General features: G+C 33.0%; 14 protein-coding genes and 1 pseudogene. 3 read left to right on the top strand and 12 right to left on the bottom strand.

The window, feature by feature from the left end; all coding sequences use genetic code 11:
* The first annotated feature begins 58 nt into the window (after window positions 1-58).
* Complete coding sequence (gene tpiA / locus ERCIPICE3303_RS01915; protein ID WP_157991045.1) at window positions 59-823, top strand: triose-phosphate isomerase; 765 nt, start codon at window positions 59-61, stop codon at window positions 821-823.
* 663 nt (window positions 824-1486) lie between these two features.
* On the opposite strand, the gene nth is transcribed toward tpiA, so the two are convergent.
* From nth to efp, 3 genes are all read right to left on the bottom strand, one after another.
* The gene (nth, locus tag ERCIPICE3303_RS01910; protein WP_157991044.1) at window positions 1487-2113 is read right to left on the bottom strand and encodes an endonuclease III; all 627 of its coding nucleotides are present in this window, start codon (window positions 2111-2113) and stop codon (window positions 1487-1489) included.
* On the bottom strand, window positions 2110-2805 hold the full coding sequence (locus ERCIPICE3303_RS01905; RefSeq protein ID WP_157991043.1) for an electron transport complex subunit E: 696 nt from the start codon (window positions 2803-2805) through the stop codon (window positions 2110-2112). Before ERCIPICE3303_RS01905 ends, nth begins: the two co-directional genes overlap by 4 nt.
* 1176 nt (window positions 2806-3981) lie before the next feature.
* Complete coding sequence (gene efp, locus ERCIPICE3303_RS01900) at window positions 3982-4548, bottom strand: elongation factor P (protein WP_157991042.1); 567 nt, start codon at window positions 4546-4548, stop codon at window positions 3982-3984.
* Window positions 4549-4586: 38 nt separating this feature from the next.
* Here efp and epmB point away from each other — a divergent pair, with 38 nt between their 5' ends.
* Window positions 4587-5615 carry an EF-P beta-lysylation protein EpmB gene (gene epmB / locus ERCIPICE3303_RS01895; protein WP_157991041.1) on the top strand — a complete coding sequence of 343 codons (1029 nt, stop codon included), beginning with the start codon at window positions 4587-4589 and terminating at the stop codon, window positions 5613-5615.
* A gap of 1403 nt (window positions 5616-7018) precedes the next feature.
* On the opposite strand, the gene secA is transcribed toward epmB, so the two are convergent.
* Window positions 7019-9733 (bottom strand): preprotein translocase subunit SecA, encoded by a 2715-nt coding sequence (gene secA, locus ERCIPICE3303_RS01890; RefSeq protein WP_157991040.1) that lies wholly within the window; start codon window positions 9731-9733, stop codon window positions 7019-7021.
* A gap of 466 nt (window positions 9734-10199) precedes the next feature.
* Here secA and ERCIPICE3303_RS01885 point away from each other — a divergent pair, with 466 nt between their 5' ends.
* Window positions 10200-10718, top strand: coding sequence for a DUF721 domain-containing protein (locus tag ERCIPICE3303_RS01885; RefSeq protein ID WP_157991039.1), 519 nt, complete (start codon window positions 10200-10202; stop codon window positions 10716-10718).
* A gap of 10 nt (window positions 10719-10728) precedes the next feature.
* On the opposite strand, the gene lpxC is transcribed toward ERCIPICE3303_RS01885, so the two are convergent.
* The 8 genes and pseudogenes from lpxC to murD all read right to left on the bottom strand — a co-directional run bounded on the left by lpxC (window position 10729) and on the right by murD (window position 21066).
* On the bottom strand, window positions 10729-11646 hold the full coding sequence (gene lpxC, locus ERCIPICE3303_RS01880; protein WP_157991038.1) for a UDP-3-O-acyl-N-acetylglucosamine deacetylase: 918 nt from the start codon (window positions 11644-11646) through the stop codon (window positions 10729-10731).
* A 109-nt stretch (window positions 11647-11755) separates the two neighbouring features.
* Window positions 11756-12901: a cell division protein FtsZ gene (ftsZ, locus tag ERCIPICE3303_RS01875; protein ID WP_157991037.1), complete on the bottom strand. Its 1146-nt coding sequence runs from the start codon at window positions 12899-12901 to the stop codon at window positions 11756-11758.
* Window positions 12902-12976: 75 nt separating this feature from the next.
* Window positions 12977-14233, bottom strand: a complete 1257-nt coding sequence (gene ftsA / locus ERCIPICE3303_RS01870) for a cell division protein FtsA (RefSeq protein ID WP_157991036.1) — start codon at window positions 14231-14233, stop codon at window positions 12977-12979.
* Between the two features lie 798 nt (window positions 14234-15031).
* Entirely contained in the window at window positions 15032-15952 is a 921-nt protein-coding gene (locus ERCIPICE3303_RS01865; RefSeq protein ID WP_157991035.1) for a D-alanine--D-alanine ligase, read from the bottom strand.
* 19 nt (window positions 15953-15971) lie between these two features.
* Complete coding sequence (gene murC, locus ERCIPICE3303_RS01860; RefSeq protein ID WP_157991034.1) at window positions 15972-17420, bottom strand: UDP-N-acetylmuramate--L-alanine ligase; 1449 nt, start codon at window positions 17418-17420, stop codon at window positions 15972-15974.
* 60 nt (window positions 17421-17480) lie between these two features.
* Window positions 17481-18538, bottom strand: a pseudogene (murG, locus tag ERCIPICE3303_RS01855) (undecaprenyldiphospho-muramoylpentapeptide beta-N-acetylglucosaminyltransferase).
* On the bottom strand, window positions 18539-19750 hold the full coding sequence (gene ftsW / locus ERCIPICE3303_RS01850; protein ID WP_157991033.1) for a cell division protein FtsW: 1212 nt from the start codon (window positions 19748-19750) through the stop codon (window positions 18539-18541). It lies immediately after the preceding pseudogene.
* Window positions 19738-21066, bottom strand: coding sequence for a UDP-N-acetylmuramoyl-L-alanine--D-glutamate ligase (gene murD / locus ERCIPICE3303_RS01845; protein WP_157991304.1), 1329 nt, complete (start codon window positions 21064-21066; stop codon window positions 19738-19740). Before murD ends, ftsW begins: the two co-directional genes overlap by 13 nt.
* Between the last annotated feature and the right edge of the window lies 1 nt (window position 21067).

Below are 21067 nucleotides of genomic sequence, written 5' to 3'. Positions count from 1 at the left end.
TTAAATAGGGTATTTGGTTTATTAAGGGTTTAGAATTTTTTTAATTATGGAGATAAAGGTGCGTTATCCATTTATAATGGGAAACTGGAAGCTTAACGGGAATAGAGATACTGTTAATCAGTTAATTTTTGGTTTACGTCAACAATTGAATGGTATTGTAGATTGTGTAGCAGCTATTGCGCCTCCAGTAATCTATCTTGAACAAGCTAAAAGGGCTTTATATGATAGCCCAATTGCACTAGCTGCACAAAATGTTGATGTGCATCTTTCGGGTGCGTTTACTGGTGATATTTCAGCCTATATGCTAAAAGATATTGGAACACAGTATGTCATTATTGGTCATTCTGAGCGCCGGATCTGGCATAAAGAAACTGATGAAATTATTGCAACGAAGTTTTCTGTTTTAAAAAAAATAGGTCTAATTCCAATATTATGTATTGGTGAAACAGCTCAAGAAAAATTAAAAGGTAAAACTAAAGAAATTTGTACTCGTCAAATTGATGCGATTCTTTGTTCACAAGGGGTAGACGCTTTTTATAACGCAGTCATTGCATATGAACCTGTTTGGGCTATAGGGACAGGAATACCTGAGGCGCCTCAACAGGTCCAGAGGCTTCATAAATTTATTCGTGATTATATTATGCAAAAAAATAAAATAATAGCTGATCAGCTTATCATCCAGTATGGTGGTTCAGTAACCAGTCAAAATGCAGAAGAACTATTTTCTCAACCGGATATTGATGGGGCGTTAGTGGGTGGAGCATCTCTTCGATCCGAAGAATTCGCAGAAATTATAAAAATAGCAATACAAAAAAAATCTTGATTGATAAGTTTTATGTAAAAATATGAAATTACACTAGTTTCTACTTTTGTCTATAAGATGAAAGAACAACCCGAATAGTATCTGGTTAATTGATTATATGATTCGTAGTTATGTTGAGTAGAGCTTATATCAGGAGAAGTTAATAATCTAAAAATATAAATTTTTATAGAACATCGATACTTTATTGAGTTTATTAAGAGAATAATAAATTTGAGTTTTATATTAAATAAATATTTTTATTTTTTAATTTTCATAGTTAAAATAGGGGAAAACTTGATTATTTTATCCTGATTATAGATAAGGTGAAAGTACTTATATTAACTTGGATATAGACTGAAGATGTTTTCGGAGTTAGATAGCTCATCTTATCTTGTTTATTAGTAATCATTTGTATTTAACTAAGGTTGAGATATCTCTTTTCTAATATAATAATTAATTTATCAAATCAATACTAATTAGTGTAGATTTTATTCTTTAGTATGATCATTTTTGTAGATCTAACTTTATGTGTATAGTTTATTTTATTGAATTTTATGCTTTTCATACTGAAGATGAAGTTAGAATTAATTGTCTGTATCTTGTTAAATTTAATTATCTACTTGATCGAATATTGAAGTAAGAGTAATCAATTCTGTTCGTTTATCATTTCATAGTGAGGAATATTCATTTTTTACTAAATTCACATAAATCAACTATAATACATGAGTTGCATTTTGGTTGACGTGCCATGCAAGTATGGCGTCCATGAAATACTAAATAATGATGAAAGTGAATTTTAAATAATTCGGGGATATAGTCTAGCAGCAGATTTTCTACTATTCTCACATTGGTTCCCACTGCCAAACCGGTACGGTTACAGACACGAAATACATGCCTGTCTACAGCAATTGTAGAATGACCAAAAACTGTATTAAGAACTAAGTTAGCAGTTTTTCTTCCTACACCAGGTAGTCTTTCTAATTCTTCTCTATTGTCTGGAATATTTCCATTATGCTTTTCAACTATAATCTGGCATGTATCTATAATATTTTTAGCTTTAATATGATATAAGCCAATGGTTTTAATATATTCTTGTAAAGTTTTTAAGCCTAATGTTAGAATGGCATTAGGAGTATTAGCAACTATATAAAGTCTATCTGTAGCTTTTTTTACAGTAAGATCGTTAGATTGAGCTGAAAGAATAATAGAAATAAGATATTCAAAAGGTGAGAGAGAATGTAAAGTAATAATAGGATTTGGAATCCCCTCCTTTATCCTATCTATAATTTGATAGCGCTTGTCTTGATTCAAGTCTTTCCTCGTTTCATTTTAAAAAACTCTTTAAAATTATATTTTTTGTACAATATGGTTTTTATCTTTTTATCAATGAGATGTTTGACTGATAGAAGCATTCCTAGCCCGATAAAGGCTCCTGGTGGAAGCATAGCTAATAGCATGGGCCAATTAAAATTAATCACTTGAATATGAATAATCTTAGCCCATGATCCAAGAAGTTGATCTGCACCATCGAATATAGTGCCATTACTGATAATTTCACGTATTGAGCCTAATAGAACCATGACGCTCGTGGCTCCTAAACCAATAGCCATACCGTCTATTGCTGATAAAATGATATTTTTTTTTGAAGCTATGGCTTCAGCACGGCCAACTACTATACAGTTTGTCACAATTAGTGGAATGAAGATTCCTAATGATTGATACAGATTATAGGCATAAGCCTGAATCAGCATCTCCATAGAACTCACTACTGCTGCGATAATAATCACGTAAATAGGAATACGAATTTCAGTGGTAATCCAGCGACGAGATAAGGAAATTAGGCTATTAGTACAGGTTAACACAAATGTGGTAGCTAAACCAAGACCAAGAGCATTAGTAGCAGTTGATGTTACTGCCAGTAACGGGCATAGGCCAAGAAGCTGAACACAGGCTGAGTTTTTTTTCCATAACCCGTTTATTACGAGACTAGTTATTTTACTCATAAGTATTTCTTGATTAGGTTTATATCTTTTCATTGTTCTGGTTTGGTTGGTTTACAGATCATATTAAGATTACATATTTTAGATTATGCTAAGGATAATATTAGTTTATTTTTATGTATCTAGAATAGATATACTATGAGTATAGAACAAGTGATCTGATTTAGTAACGTTTATTATCTTAATAATTAACGTAAATACAATGATTTTAGAAGAAATTGATAAGAGATAGACCTAAATTTTAAGAATTAAGATTCTTAAAGAATATAAAAATAAGAGATAATAACTATTTAGTATATTTAGGTTCTATGTAGTTATATCTGTCCTATTAGTTCAAAACATGTAGAATATTTTGTTTTATATAGATCAAATAGGTGAATATTATAGATATCTTAAATTAAGTAGATTTATGTAACACTAATACAGTTATTTTCACAATTATAATCATTTATTCTGATTTATGTGACAATATCTTAATTATTTGTAGAAGTACAAAGTAATGATTCATTTTTTAGTTTAATATCTAAGATATTAGATAGAATTGATATTAATAAGTAAATCAAAGAAAGCAGAATTCTCATAAGATTCAGTTAATTAATTTCATCATTTAGTTTTTACTAATTATTATTTTAGTGACATGTTTATTTTTTAGAAATAGCAAATATGGCTAGATTGAATCTTTAATTGGAGAAGACAAGGATAATATATTAGTTTTTAACCTATTCAATTTTTGTAGATTATATATTAGATGATATTAAAATATGTATCAATATGATAATGAATTCATCATGATATTATGTATTAAGTTTAGACTGTGAAGTAAGATAAGTAGATATTCATCTTATAATATTCAGATTAGAAATATAGATAAATGAATAACTGTAGAATAAATTTATTTATTAAGGAGTTTTAGATGACATCTAATATTCTGATTCTATTCAGGATACATTCATAAAATTTCTATTGAATAATAATTAAATTCATATAGTTATTAGTAGTATATTTGTTGATAAAAATATTTTAATTGACAGTTAAGTCTTAATCTAATACTTAATGGATTAAGGTTAAATATATAATACTTCTTTATTGAAGAAATATATTCTGTAAAAAGAAATTAGATATAGCGAGTTCTAAATAGGCATAAAGTTAGAATATTGAAAGACATACTAGTGATCTAGATTATTTTACCCTAGAAATATAGGAATTAGAACGAGTATCTACTTTAATAATTTCACCAATTTGTATAAATAGAGGCACCTTTATACGTGCTCCTGTAGAGAGTATTGCAGTTTTGCTACCAGTACTAGAAGTGTCTCCCTTTAGACTAGGACTAGTATCTATAATTTCTATTTCCACAAATTTTGGTAGGACTAGATGGATTGGTATATCATTCCATAGAGTAATAGTACATGCAATATTTTTAAGTAACCATTTATATTTATCTCCTACGATTTCTTTTTGGATAGAGTATTGCTCAAAGTTTTTTGAATGCATAAAATAAAAGTAAGATTCATCTCTATATAAGTAAGTCAAATTAGTTTCAATAATGTTAGCACTTTCTACTGACTCTATGGCTTTCAATGTCTTCTCTATTCGAGCACCAGAAAGCAATCGTCGCATCTTAACACGGACAAAAGCTTGCCCCTTACCAGGTTTTACAAACTGGCTGGACTCAATAGTATAAGGTTCGCCTTCAAATATTATTTTCAGACCAGGACGAAAGTCATTGCTAAAATAAGTTACCATAAAACCCTCTGTTATTTATAATTTGGACATCTATAAATATGAACAATATTTCAACCTATCAGTCTTGCATTCATGAAGAATGGTTAGATCAATTGGTTGATGTAATTACTGATTATAATGAATTATTACAATTTTTATCATTAAAATATCACCCTTATTTAACTATTAATCATTTCGGAAGTGGTGATTTTCCCTTACGCATTCCTCGTACATTTGCTGAACGTATGCGTAAAGGTGATCCTAAGGATCCCCTTCTTCTACAGGTAATTACCTCAGATCAGGAATATATTGATATACCAGGCTATAATGTGAATCCATTAAATGAACAAAACAGCATAGTACCAGGATTATTACATAAATATCGTAATCGAGTGTTATTTCTAGTAAAAGGAAATTGTGCAGTACATTGTCGTTATTGTTTTAGGCGTTATTTTCCTTATCAGTTAAATAAGGGAAATAAACATAACTGGGAAAAAGCTATACTATATATCCAAGAAGACTTAGATCTAGATGAAGTAATTATATCTGGTGGTGATCCATTAATGGCGAAAGATGATGAATTAGATTGGATAATCACGAAACTTGAGAAAATATCGCATCTTAAGAGGGTGCGTATACACAGTCGCTTACCGGTAGTAATCCCAAAACGTATTACAAAAGTATTGTGTAAACGTTTAGAACATTCACGACTACAAATTCTATTGGTTACTCATATTAACCATATGAAAGAAATTAATGATGATCTTAAATATAGTATGTATATGTTGAAATCTGCTGGGGTGACTTTATTAAATCAAAGTGTTCTACTACGAGAGATCAATGATAGTTCAGTTGTGCTTGCAGAATTAAGTAACGCCTTATTTGATATTGGAATTTTACCTTATTATCTTCATTTGTTAGATAAAGTAAAAGGAACAGCACATTTCTATGTTAGTGATCAACGTGCCTGCGCTATTATCCGTGAATTGCTGACAATGGTTTCGGGTTACATGGTTCCTAGATTAGTTCGAGAAATTGGTGGAGAACCAAGTAAAACACTGATAAATTTACACATGAAACAGGAATAAAAGATATATAGATCATCCTTATCTTTATTCGAGTTCCTATATCAATTTCTTCATTTTTTTAATGTATATTTTATTATTATACGATTAAATACGGATATAGTCATCGATTTCAGGTTAACAAATAAAATAAAAAATAGTAGATTTTTAAATCATGAAAATTATAGCTCTAATAGAGGATCATTTTTTAGTTTTCAGGATTGATATTGTAATTATTTTACATAGCACAACAGAGTTATAATAATGTGAATTATTAGCATATTAGCTTAATATAAAATAATAATGATGATAATAACTAATACATGATATTAATCATTAGTTTTTATATAATTTATTTGATAGGTTATAGTTAAGGTTTCGTAGTTTTTTTGGGACAAAAATATTATTGTTTTTTAAGATCTGATTATAGTTACATCTATAACCTATTTTCATAAATTGTTTTTATCTAGAGTATGGTAGATTATTACAAGAAATGATATAATTATGTTTTTGTTTTTTTTCGATATTTTATTCCACAACCTTCGTATTGGAAGGTCTATAAATTTTTATATGAAGCATATAAAAATTATGTTATTAAACATATATAAAATTATTATTAGGATAAATTATGTATGGTGTTAGATAGTTCCAATTATCTATAAAGGAATTTATAAGATAAAAGATTAGATCTTATATAAATTAATTAGATATATATTAAGCTTATGTTAGTTTATTCGATATTAAGTTTTGAGTTTGTAAGTTATTTTATTCGAACTAAAGTATATACTTAATATATATAATCTTGTTTTTACAAACATAGGAATTAGCTATATATCTACTAAAATAATAAAGATTACTAAATTTAGTACACAATAATGACAATATGTAGTTATAATTATTTAATCATCATTAAAATGAAATGAAGAAAACAGATAGGTAGATAGAGTATTCTACTTCGTCTTATAATAAATTAATTAGATCTTCTATAAGAAGATCTGTTTTTAGTGGTTCCTGTTTGTTTATTTTTAATCAATATCTTCAATAAGAGAAATATAATCATACATAGTTAATATATATCTTTCTTTTTTATAGTCTTGCATATATATGATTCTAAAAATTAGGAAGCATACATTCGTTTAAATTTATCTACCGAGTAGTACGTACTATGTCTACTCAGTAGATCGCTTTTCCTATTTTTAAAGAAACTTAAAACAGTATTACCTTCTATATATTTTTAAGTTTCTTTTATTTTTCAATTATTAGTAGAATTCACTTATAGTCATAATTTTAATATAGCTATCAATATTTTTGTTTTCTTGTGAGAGAAAAACACAAAGATAATAATAGTTGATCTGTTATTTATTGTTTTGTTAAATTTTTATAAAAGAACTAGTAATTATTTTAGTGGTAGTTTCAAGCTAAGCATTTTATATAAGATGACCGTGGCATTGTTTATACCTTTTTCCTGATCCACAAGGGCAGGGATGATTTCGTCCTACTTGATAACTAACTGAAGTAATAGCTAGGTCTTGTTTATTTTGAGAAATATGATCTAATATTTGTGTTTTATTTTTTTCTTTTTTTGTGCTGCTCATTTCTTGGTAGAGAAATCCTTCGTTCCTATTTGTTAATTCTTTTAGAAGAGATATTTGATTGATCCTACTAAGATGACTTACTACTTCATAGTTTAGTGATTCTAACATTGCAGAAAACATGGCAAAAGATTCTCGTTTATATTCTTGTTTTGGATCTTTTTGGGCGTAACCACGCAGGTGGATTCCTTGTCGTAAATATTCTATTGCAGAAAGGTGGTCTTTCCATAAGGAATCTAAAGTTGTTAACATGAGGTTTTTTTCGTAGTTTCGCAAAATTGTTGGACCAAGGTGTTCTTCTGTACAAGAATAGTGTCTTTTAGCTTTGTGAATTATTTTTTTTCTTAAAATCTCGATATCTAGATTATTGTCTGTCTCCAACCAGTCATTGATATTAATAGTGAGGTTGAAGTCATTTGTAAGTTTTTTTTCTAAACCAGAAGTATCCCATATGTCTTCTTCAGATTGTGGTGGAATATATTGATAAAGAATAGTAGTGTAGACTTCTTCTTGCATGTTGATAATAATGTCGGAGATATCAGAGGTATCCAAAAGTTTATTACGTTGCAAGTAAATTACACGTCTTTGATCATTAGCTACATCATCATACTCTAGAAGTTGCTTACGTATATCAAAGTTACGGCTTTCGACCTTCCGCTGTGCATTAGCGATTGCCTTAGTAACCCAAGGATGTTGAATGGATTCTCCAGTACCCATGCCTAGCTTTCTCATCATTTGAGTAACGCGTTCTGAGGCGAAGATCCGCATTAATGAGTCTTCCATTGATAGGTAGAAACGAGAAGACCCCTCATCTCCTTGTCGACCAGAACGGCCACGTAGTTGATTATCAATACGACGCGATTCGTGACGTTCAGTGCCAATAATATGTAGTCCTCCTGACGCTAGTACAGTATTGTGGCGAGCTCTCCATACGGCTTTACTTTCGGAAATTTGTTTCTCGGTAGCTTCTGATAAGACAGGTATCTTATCATTCCATTTTCCACCAAGTACTATATCTGTACCACGGCCTGCCATGTTTGTAGCGATTGTAACTGAGCCAGGTTGACCAGCCTGCGAAATAATTTCAGCTTCATGGGCATGAAATTTAGCATTAAGGACTGTGTGTTGAATACCGGCTTTATTGAGTGCAAGGGATACTATTTCAGATTTTTCAATTGAAATCGTTCCAACTAACACAGGCTGTCCATTTAAAGTTCGTTGACGAATATCTTCAATAATTGCATTAATCTTCTCTGATTCAGTTATATAAACTAAGTCAGGTAAATCTTTTCTTATCATAGGTTTATTAGTGGGTATGACAATTGTATCTAGATTGTAAATAGATCGAAATTCAAATGCTTCAGTATCTGCAGTACCTGTCATACCAGATAGTTTTTTATACAAACGAAAGTAATTTTGAAAGGTAATAGAGGCTAAAGTTTGGTTTTCATTTTGAATAGATACACCTTCTTTAGCTTCTATCGCTTGGTGTAAGCCATCTGACCAGCGGCGTCCTTGCATAGTCCGACCAGTATGTTCATCGACAATAACAATTTCACCATTTTTGATAATATAGTCAATGTCACAAGTAAATAAGGCGTGAGCACGTAGTGCAGCAGTTACATGATGCATAATTATAATATTACTTTGTGAGTAAAGTGACTCTCCTTTTTCTAAAATATTTTCTTCAACCATTAGATTTTCTAGAGTAATAAGTCCTCTCTCAGTAAGATATACTTGTCTAGTTTTTTCATCTACTGAAAAATGCCCTGTTCCTTGAAACCTTTCGGAATCTTCTTTTTCTTGGCGAATTAACTTAGGAATAATGTTATTAATTTTAATATATAGTTCTGAATGATCTTCAGTTGGACCAGAAATAATGAGTGGAGTACGAGCTTCGTCAATAAGAATAGAATCAACTTCGTCAACAATCGCATAATGCAAGGTACGCTGTACTCGATCATCTGGGTTAAAGACCATATTATCCCTCAGATAATCGAATCCATATTCATTATTAGTTCCATAGGTAATATCAGCATTATATGCTTTGCGCTTATCTGCAGCAGGCATGCCCGGTAGATTGCTACCAACGCTTAAACCAAGAAATTCAAATAATGGTCGGTTTTGTTCTGCATCTCGTTGAGCTAAATAATCGTTAACGGTAACAATATGAACTCCTTTTTCTGATAATGCATTAAGATAGGCAGGTAATGTAGCTGTTAATGTTTTACCTTCACCAGTTCTCATTTCTGCAATACAACGATTATTTAAAACTATGCCTCCTAGAATTTGTACATCAAAGTGACGCATGTTTAAAACACGCTTACTAGCTTCTCGAACAGTAGCAAACGCTTCTGGAATTAGATTGTCCAGTTGTTCACCATTTTTTAATCGTAAACGAAATATAGTTGTTTTTTTCTCTAATTCTTTATCAGTTAATTTTATAAAATTTAGTTCTAGATGATTAATTAAGTCTACCATTTTTTTCATACGACGAAGGGTGCGATCATTACTACTACCAAAAAATTTGGTTAATAAGTGTATTAACATAATTGATAATTTCTCAAGAGTGCTTTTAAAGAAAAACATTGAATCCTATTATTGTCATAGATAAATATTTATGATTGATTACTTGAATTAGGACCAGCTCGAATGCTAGAAATACTCATCATTCATAGACCTATAATGTAATTAGAATGAGTAATGACTTAGTTTAATATACTGAATTGTTTTATAAGGATTAGAGCTTAACTGTCTAGGAGTAGTATATTCGTTCTATTTTCTAACGATAGAATCAGTCAATTTAGTTAACTTACTAGCATTATCGCCGCTATTTATTAATACTAATTTTATATCAAAGATACTTGTAAGGTGCTACGATGTTGTAATAAAAAATCTTTTATAAAATAACATATGAGATATTAATCTACTAATAGTACAATTCCGAATAAATAATATTGATTTAATTTTTATTAAGAATTTTAGATATCAGTCACTGATATATCGGAGTTTATTTATGCGTGATAGAGGACCGCAGTTAGTTAAGAATTTTTTTGATCAGTTTGAAAAAAAGAGCATATTACAATATATACAGCAGCGTGCACTTGAGATCAATAAACTGACAACATCCGTTCAGGAGGTTTTACCGGAACATTTACAGTCTTTCTGCCGTGTTGCTAACTTAAGGAATGGTGTTCTAGTCATCGAAATAGCTAACGCTAACGCTTTAATGTCCTTGCGTTATGAGGAATCTAATATTTTATTCAGACTTCGAAAGGAGGTGTTGCCATTATTAATCGCAATTCAAATCAGGATCAATCCATCAATAGCATCTGAATCTCATGAAATAACTATAAAATATAATAGCCATTGCGATTTAGAGAAAAAGAAGCTAAAGGCAAGACATCTGAGTATAGAAAGTGCCAATATTTTACGGAGTATTGCGCAACAAAGCCCAGAAAAATTAAAAAAAACTTTAGAAAGATTGGCTTCTCTTTCTAGCGAAGAAAGTATGCACTTAATTACATCTAATTAATATATTGAGCTTATTCTAGCAGAAGGTTCGAAGATCTAAAAGTCATTGGCAATGCGCTTTCATCTTCAAATGTTGCCCATTCCCAAGATTCTCTGTGGGCTAAGACTGCTCGTAGAAGTTTATTATTCAAAGCGTGTCCAGACTTATAGGCAGTAAAGGCACCAATAATATTATGGCCGCACATATAAAGATCTCCAATAGCATCTAGTATTTTATGACGCACAAATTCATCTTCAAATCGTAGACCGTCTTTATTTAAGACTCGATAGTCATCGACTATTATAGCACAGTCAAAACTACCACCAAGACATAGTCCACGATATTGAAGAGTTTTAATATCTCTCATGAAACCAAAGGTACGTGCACGGCTAATTTGACACGTAAAGGATTCTGTAGAGAAGTCTATACAATAACGTTGTGTGCTAGAATTAATAGCTGGATGATTAAAATCAATTGTAAAATCGAGAGAAAAGCCATGATAAGGAGAGAATTCTGCCCATTTTTCACCTTCTTCTACTCGAACTGGTTGGATGATACGCACAAATTTCTTTGCGCTGCTCAATTCTGTAATTCCTGCATCCATCAATAAATAAATAAAAGGTGCTGCACTACCATCCATAATAGGAATTTCAGGTGCATTTACCTCTACTAAAATATTATCAATGCCTAAACCGGATAGCGCTGCATTTAAATGCTCCACTGTTGAAATTTGAATACCATGTTCATTGACCAAACATGTACATAATATAGTATTACGTACGGATTTTGCATTAGCTTGAAAATCAACTGGGGGAGTTAAATCAGTACGACGATAGATAACCCCAGTGTTCGCTAAAGCACAACGAAGAGTCAGTGTAACTTTTTTGCCGGTATGCAAGCCGACTCCAGTCGTCTGAACAATGCGTTGTAAGGTCCGTTGTTTAATCATATTATTTTCTCGGAAAATAGGAATATGACTTTCAGGATATATCACAAACAAAGAATAGATCTCAAGATATATACTAATGTAACCTATGCTTTCAGTACTCTTGGTTTATCTATTTTCTTAAGAAGGCTGGAATGTCGAGATAGTCCAGTTCTGTATGTGATGTAGAGTTTAGGCCACCTATTTTTTGTGTAGAAGACTGCTGTTCTAATGGTAAACTGGATGAGATGTGTCGCTGATAGTGATGATTTATGAGTGGCTGCATAGTATGTTTATTTGTGGATAAAGTTATATCAGCGCATTTACTCATTCCAATACCTGTAGCCACTACTGTCACACGCAGTTCATTGTTCATTTCTGGATCTAGTGAAGTACCGATTACAACTGTAGCGTTATCTGCAGAAAATGCTCGAATTGTATTTCCTACAGTCTCAAACTCATCTAAACGAAGATCAAAACCAGCAGTAATGTTTACTAGAACGCCGCGTGCACCAGATAGATCGATATCTTCCAATAAAGGACTAGATATTGCCATTGCAGCTGCTTCTTCCGCTCGATTTTCACTACATGATATGCCTGAACCCATCATTGCATATCCCATTTCGGACATAACAGTACGGACATCAGCAAAATCAACATTTATCAAACCAGGTCGAGTAATCAGTTCTGCAATCCCTTGAACAGCTCCCTTTAATACATCATTAGCTGCACTAAATGCATCGAGCAGAGATATACCACGACCTAATACTTTTAACAGTTTATCATTAGGAATAGTGATGAGGGAATCAACATGTTTAGAGAGGTCAGAGATACCTTGTTCGGCGAATGACATTCGTTTTTTCCCTTCAAAATTAAATGGTCTTGTTACTATCGCGACAGTTAAGATACCATGATCTTTTGCTACCTCAGCAACTACTGGGGCTGCACCAGTTCCCGTTCCCCCGCCCATTCCGGCAGCAATAAAGACCATATCTGCTCCCTCTAATGCCTGACGAAGTCCTTCACGATCTTCTTCTGCTGAATTACGACCAACTTCTGGATTAGCTCCTGCTCCTAGACCTTTAGTAATACTATTTCCAATTTGAATGGTTTGACTCACTGTGGTTTTACGTAGAGCCTGAGCATCGGTGTTTACTGCAAAAAATTCAACGCCTTCAATACGTTCACGGATCATATGTTCTACAGCATTACTGCCGCCGCCGCCAATACCAATCACTTTAATGATTGCGTCATTAGTTAATTCTAATGGTTCAAACATAATATCTTCCCATTATATTCTCTCTTTTTAGAGAGAGCCAAACATAGAGAGAGTGATCTCATCAATTAAATAAAATTAAAATTCTTGTTTTATCCATTTATGGATTTTACGGAACCAATTTTTCACTGAAGTTCTTTTTTCCTCATCGTCTCTATTATTCCAATGTGATAATTTTCCATAATGGAGCAAGCCGACTGTTGTGGAATAACTTGTTTCTTTTGCAGATTCCATAAGTCCTGTAATATTTTTTGGATACCCAATACGAACTTGAGTTTGTAATGTTCGTTGAGCACAGACCTCTAGTCCTGATATTTTCGCTGCTCCGCCGGTTAGAACAACACCTGCTGCTAGATCATCTTTTACGCCCTCCTTTCCTAATCCTTTAGTAAATTTCAGCATCTCATTGTTTACAAGATATAGGAGTTCGGTATAACGCGGTTCAATAACTTCTGCTAATGTTTGACGTGGTACATTCCGGGAGGGGCGCCCGTTATGAGTTGCAATTTCAATAGTGTCATCTTTACTGAAAGTAGGTCCAAGAACACATCCTTTTTGTATTTTTAGTGTTTCCGCAGTCGCTTGAGGAGTGCCAAAGATATAAGCTATGTCGTTTGTTACGACGTTTCCTGCATAAGGGATTACTTTGCTATGACGTAATGCGCCTTTAGTATATATAGCTATATCCATAGTACCTCCTCCAATATCTACTATGCAGACACCTAATTCTCGTTCATCTTCAGTTAATACTGCATAACTAGATGCTAGACCAGAAAAAACTAATTGATCCACCTTTAATCCACAGCGTTCTACTACTTTCACAATATTTTTTGCCATATCATTGTGACAGGTTATTAGATGTACTTGCGCTTGCATTCGTACACCAAATAAGCCAATGGGGTTTTTGATGCCTTCCTGGTAATCAATTGCATATTCTTGCGGAATAACATGTAGGATCCGATGTTCATCAGGTACATGAACAGATGTAGCTGTATGCACTACATTATCTATATCATCCTGGATCACCTCTTCATTACAGATTGGTACCATTCCTATTTCATTTTGACATCCAATATGTTTTCCTGATAAAGCAAGGTATACTGAAGAGATATGGCATTCTGCTATACGCTCTGCTTGTTCTATTGCTATTTGAGTGCACTTGACCACTGATTCAAGGTCTTTTACACTACCTTTTTCCATGCCATGAGACGGGCATTCCCCTACTCCAATAATATTAATCATTCCATCAGGAAGAACTTCCCCTACTAAGACAGAAATTTTTACAGTGCCTATCTCAAGACCAACTAACAGTTTTCTATCTATTGACTTAATCATGTTAATTAACCTATATTTTCTTTATTATGTTTGATCATTGTTAGCAGCCTAATTCAGGGAATTATTTTTAAATCTAATTCTGTGATAGAGTAGTTGTATTAGAATACTGATAAATATTATATTCCTTTCTCGTCTCGTGTATTCATTATAGGACATGGGAATAGCTTAACAAGGTTCTTGTGTTTTAGAACATGTTGATGATACGTGGTTTGCTAAATAAATATACTGATCTAGTAAGAAATCCTAGGTCTGATTTACGCTTATAAATATTTGAATGTTACTACCATACAGATAGTGGAACGTTTATGTTTGATAAATAATTTTTTCTACTACTCTTAATAAGAATATATCATTTATAATTATCATGTATTCGCTATACATATTATGTACTGGATTATTCTCTTTTTATTAACATAAAATTATAAGTATAACTTATTATATTTTATCGAAAAATATGAATATATTCAACTAGATAGATGTTTTTATTTATTTACTATTTATTGTTATACGCAAGGCATTAATGTTTAGATGGATTCTTAGTTTTTATTAGATAAAATTGATTATCTAGTATTTTTTAGATAAAATGCTCTTCGTTAAATAGAAGGATATATTTGATAGTTGAATTAGTGGTAGTTAATTACTATTAATGTATAACTAATAAAGAAAGTGATCTTTTAAAGTAAAATCTGTTATGTCAGCATAAAATAGAAATTTAAAAGATTTACTAGATATAAGATAAATTATATCAAAAGATCTTAATGATCAGTCAAAATATAATTTACCATTAAGAATGGTGTGTTAATTTGCTAGGGCTAGAATACGAGTTACCAGAGACGGAAAATTTATTCCTGCTTTTCTTGCTGCAAGAGGAAGCAAGCTATGTTCTGTCATACCTGGAGATGAGTTAATCTCTAGTAGGTAAAACTTTCCCTTATTATCCATAATGATATCTACGCGTCCTGATCCAGTGCATCCTATTGCATTCCATGCTGTGATACTTAATGAATGCAATTCAGTTTCTTTTTTCACGCTTAAACCTGAAGGACACAGGTACTGTGTTTTATTTGACATGTATTTTGAATGATAATCATAATACTCTCTATTTGATTCAATTCGTATTGAGGGAAGTGGATCTTGACCGATTATACCGACGGTATATTCTACACCGATAAGAAATCTTTCAACTAGTACTTTGTTATCGTAACAAAAAGCCTTTACTAAAGCTTTTTTTAACTCTGATTTATTGTTAACACGGGAGCTTCCAACACTAGATCCTTCATGGTTAGGTTTAACGAAAAGGGGAAAACCAAGCTTATCAATTTTAACTATTATTTCTTTGTCAAGTTTATTATTCACTTGGTCTGGGGTTAATAAAACAAAAGGAGGAACGGACAGACCGCATCCTTGCCAAAGATATTTACTTCGTAACTTATCCATGGCGATAGATGAAGCCATTATTCCACTTCCTGTATAAGGCAGTCTTAGATATTCTAATACTCCCTGTATCATTCCATCTTCTCCTCCTCGTCCATGCAACGCAATAAAGACTTTAATAAAACCTTCTTTTTTTAATGTCATTAATGGAACATCACGTATATCTATAGGGTAAGCATTGATCCCGGAATCCTTCAGTCCTTGCAGAACTGCAGTTCCTGATAAAAGGGAGATTCTACGTTCTGAGGAAGTTCCACCTAATAATACTGCTATTTTTTCAGTCATCAGATTTTCTTATATTTATTTATAGGTATAATTTTAGTTTAGCTAGAGTATAGGCAAACACCTCTATATTACCAGCGCCCTGAACTAAAATTAAATCATTTCCAGTTAATTGTGATAAGAGTTTCTCCAGAACGATCTGGTAATCAGAAGTGAAAATTGGATTTACTTTATGACATTCACGAATTGCACAACATAAAGATCGACTGTCAATTCCGCTAATTGGAGGTTCACCAGCAGGATCTATATCTAACATTATAAGAGAATCTACTTGTGAAAGAACTTGCACAAATTCAATATAGAAATCACGAGTGCGAGTATAACGATGCGGTTGAAAAATCATTATAAGATTTTTTTCTGGCCAATTATTTCGTATGGTTTGAATGGTCACGTCAATTTCTGTTGGATGATGACCGTAATCATGAATTAATATTATAGTATCGTTTTTACCACTTTCCTTTTTTAAAAAGGATTCGCCGAGAAATTCAAAGCGACGAGCAGTTCCCTGAAAACTTCGTAATACATTAAGCATGGCTTGATCATCAATACTATCTTCAGTAGCGACTGTAATTGCTGCCGCTGCATTTAGTGCATTGTGATATCCAGGTGTATTCAAGACAACATGCATGAGCGGCATTCCTTGACGAGCGACAGTAAAATGTCCTTGTTGACCGCAATGTGTATAGTTTTGAATACGTACATCTGCATCTTTACTAAAACCATAGGTAGTAATTGGACGATGGATTCTAGGTAGTAAATCACGAATGACCGGGTTATCAAGACATAATATAGCTCTTCCATAAAATGGAATATTATGTAAAAAATTAATAAAAATTTGCTTGAGATTTTCGAAGTCATTTTGATATGTATCCATGTGTTCAGCTTCAATATTGGTAATAATTGCCATGATAGGTTTTAAATATAAAAAAGATGCATCGCTTTCATCTGCTTCGACAATTATATATTGACTTTTTCCTAAACGTGCATGACTTCCAGTTGATTTAACAAGACCGCCGTTTATAAAAGTTGGATCCATACCACCTTCTATATATATATCTGATATCATTGTAGTAGTAGTTGTTTTTCCGTGAGTTCCAGCAACGGCAATGCTATATCGGAAACGCATTAGCTCTGCTAACATCATAGCACGGTTTATAACTGGAATGCCTGCTTGATGCGCTGCACATATCTCTGGGTTATTCTGAGGGATAGCAGTAGATGCAACTACTACATTAGAGTTAATTATATTTTCTTGGCAGTGGTTAAAATAGATAGTTACACCTAAGCCTCTAAGACGTTTGGTCACTATATTTGGCACTAACTCTGATCCACTGATTTTATAGCCTTGATGAGCTAATACTTCAGCAATACCACCCATACCAGAACCACCAATACCGATAAAATGGATATGTTTTATTCTCCCCATTTTAGGTGTATTATAAACTAATTTTACTGGTTGTCGCGTGTTCATTGGGGCCTGTTAGTATTTGACTATGATTATGAAGACCGAAAGATATGTAGTTATAATATTTTAGCGCACTATATCGCTTACGATTTTTGCAACACGTTCTGTTGAATCGAACACTGCCATAGTGTGTACTTTCTCAGCCATTTCTAATAATTTTGGACGATCCCATTTAGAAAGCTGTTCTGCTATAATATCAGCGGTGAAGTGAGATTCTTCATACATTACGGCGCCTCCTGTTTTAGTCACTGATAAAGCATTCCAATATTGTTGGCGATCTTTATGTTGGAACGGTACAAAAATAGCTGGTAGTCCTACAGCCGCTAGCTCGCTGACTGTCATCGCACCAGATCGACAGATCACTATATCGGCCCAAGCATAAGCATTAGCTATATTGTCAATAAATTCTGAAAGTCGGTAATGAGTTTGATTAATCTTCATATAATCATTTTTTACAGCACGTAATTTCCCTTCTCCAACTTGATGCCATAGAGATATTTTATGACCAAGTTTATAAGCTACTTGAGGGATAGTTTGATTTAAAATCTGTGCACCCTGACTTCCACCTATTACTAAGACACGGATTGCCCCTTTTCGTCCTACAAAACGAACAGAAGGCTTGGGTAACGAGATAATATCTATGCGCACTGGGTTTCCTACTACTTCTGCATAATTCCAAGTTCCTGGGAACGCCTGTATAACTTTACTGGTAATTTTGCCAGCCATTTATTGGTTAAACCAGCGATACTGTTTTGTTCATGTAATACTAAAGGCACATTACAGCTCCAGGCTGCTAGCCCTCCTGGGCCAGTTACATATCCACCCATTCCTAATGCTACATCTGGTTGCCATCGTTTTATAATTGCGCATGCTTGACTCCAGGCTTTTATAACATTTAATGGTGCTGATAATAAGGTTTTTATACCTTTACCACGTAGACCGCTAATTTGAATATAATCAATATTAATTCCGTGTTTTTGGACTAAATGTTCTTCCATTTTCCCATTAGCACCAAGCCAATAGATTTGCCAATTTAGTTTTTTTAGATAGCTTGCAACAGCCAGACCAGGGAATATATGGCCGCCAGTTCCACCAGCAATAACCAAGAGTTTTTTTTGATTCATTTATGACCTCCGTATAAATACTTGAGATTTTGCTATACGTGTTTCATGATCGATGCGCAATAAAAATGCTATGGATGTTGACATAATTATCAAACTGGATCCTCCATAGCTAATGAGTGGCAATGTTAACCCTTTTGTTGGCAAGATTCCTATTGCTGCTCCGACGTTAATTAGTGTTTGAAAGCCAAACCATACACCAATAGAACATGCTAAAAACCCTGAAAATTGCTGATTAAGTTTTAGTGCACTTTGACCAATTTTTACTGCACGAAAAGAGATAAAAAATATCATGAATAATACTATCAGTACACCGATATAACCTAGTTCTTCTCCTATAATTGAAAAAATAAAATCAGTGTGTGCTGCTGGTAAATACTCTAATTTTTGTACTGAGTTTCCTAGTCCTTGTCCCCATATATGACCTCGACCGAATGCCATAAGAGATTGTGTAAGTTGATATCCACTTCCAAATGGATCCATCCATGGGTTCCAGACAGAACTAACACGTCGTATTCGATAGGGTTTTTCTAAAATAAGAATAATAACTGTAACAATACTAGGTCCTATAATTAGAAGAAAATGCCATATTTTTGCACCACTAATGAATAGCATTGCTAACGTAATAACAAACATGATTACTATAGTTCCTAAATCTGGTTGGGCAAGCAACAGTGTAGCTAGTATGAGTAATATGCTCATAGGTTTCCAGAAACCCCAGAAGTTATTACGTACTTCATGAATTTTACGTACTAAATAGTTTGAAAGGTAACAGAAAAGGGATAATTTAGAAACTTCTGCTGGTTGTATACCAATGGGGCCTATGATAATCCATCTGGACGCTCCATTTGCTGAACTACCTAAGACTAATACAAGAAATAATAGAATAATTGTAATTAGTAGTATAATATTACTGTATCGTTGCCATACGCTCATAGGAATTCTTAATGTAATATAAGCTACTGTGAACGCTAATAATAAGTAGATCGCATCACGCTTGACAAAAAAGAAAGGATCACCTGATAGGTGGTTCCCAATAGCCATTGATGATGATGTCACCATTACAAATCCTATCGTCACTAAACTAAAAACTAACCATAACAGCGTTCTATCATATAAAAGTGTATCGTGTGTCACGTTTGTGTTTTGGTATATCATCCGGTCTATTAATAATTTAATATTCTTGATTAGAGATCGTATCTTTATAATATGCATTTACTTGTTCGTTGTGCGAGTTTAGTAAATACTAAACCGCGGTGTTCAAAGTTTTTAAATTGGTCCAAGCTAGAGCAGGCTGGAGAAAGTAGGACTACATCACCATTCTTGACTTTCTTAGCGATCTGAATTATTGCTTCATTCATAGTCTGAGTTTTTACTGTTATATCCGGATTTAATTTTGCTAGCTCCTCGCGATCACGACCAAAGCAGTAAACACGAGTATTAGTTGTATGAAGATGGAAAGTTAGCGGTGTAAAGTTAGCTGATTTTCCGTCTCCTCCTAACAGGAGCCATAAGACTCCGGTTCGACGTAATCCCCCTAGAGCGGCGATCGTACTAGCAACATTCGTTGCTTTAGAGTCATTAATCCAACGTACTCCATTGTGCTCATGAACTAGCTGAAAACGATGCGCTAAGCCACTAAAGCTTATTAATACATGTTTACTGTGTTTTCTTGGTAAATTAACAGCATCGGCTAGCGCGAGTGCAGTAAGCGCATTAATATAATTATGTTGACCAAAAAGTTTAAGCTGATCAGTATTAAGTAGGAGTTTTCCCTGTGCTTGTAACCAAGTACCGTTTTTCTGTTTTTTTAAATGGTAATCACCGGTATATACACCTACACTACGATAGTTTTTATTTTTTAACTGTTTCGGCATAGTAAGCGCATCATCAGAATTCACTATACATATTTGAGCATTATTATATATACGTAATTTAGCAGAACGATACTCTTCTATACCTAATGGGTAACGCTCCATGTGGTCTTCAGTAATATTAAGTATAGTAGCAGCAGTGGCTCGTAAACTTGTAGTGGTTTCAAGTTGAAAACTAGAGAGTTCTAACACATAAAGTTGTGCAGGTTTTTTTAATAACATTAAAGCAGGTAATCCAATATTACCACCTGTGCCAACCTTCCATCCCCTATTTCTTGCTATCTTACTCACTAAACAAGTGACGGTGCTTTTTCCATTAGAACCAGTAATCGCAATAATTGGGGTCTTTGTTTCTCGGCAAAAAAGCTCGATATCACCAATAATTTCAATTCCGGCTTTTGCTGCAGCAATTAATGAAGGATGTCTAAGATTTATGCCTGGACTACTAATAATTAGCTCAGAGTCTAATAACCAGTCAGTATTTATGCTTCCAAACCAATAGTGAATATTTTTTGGGATATTGAGTAAATTTGGTGGTGTAATACGCGTATCTATCACACGCGGAAGAACGCCGCGTGAGATAAAAAAATAAATACAAGAAAGACCAGTTACTCCCAACCCAATAATAACAATTTTTTTACCCTGATAATTATTCACC

This window comes from Candidatus Erwinia haradaeae, from assembly GCF_900699015.1.
Taxonomy (GTDB): Bacteria; Pseudomonadota; Gammaproteobacteria; order Enterobacterales; family Enterobacteriaceae; genus Erwinia_E; species Erwinia_E haradaeae_E.
Note: the sequence above shows the minus strand (reverse complement) of the source record. Positions and strands in the feature narration are given on the sequence as shown.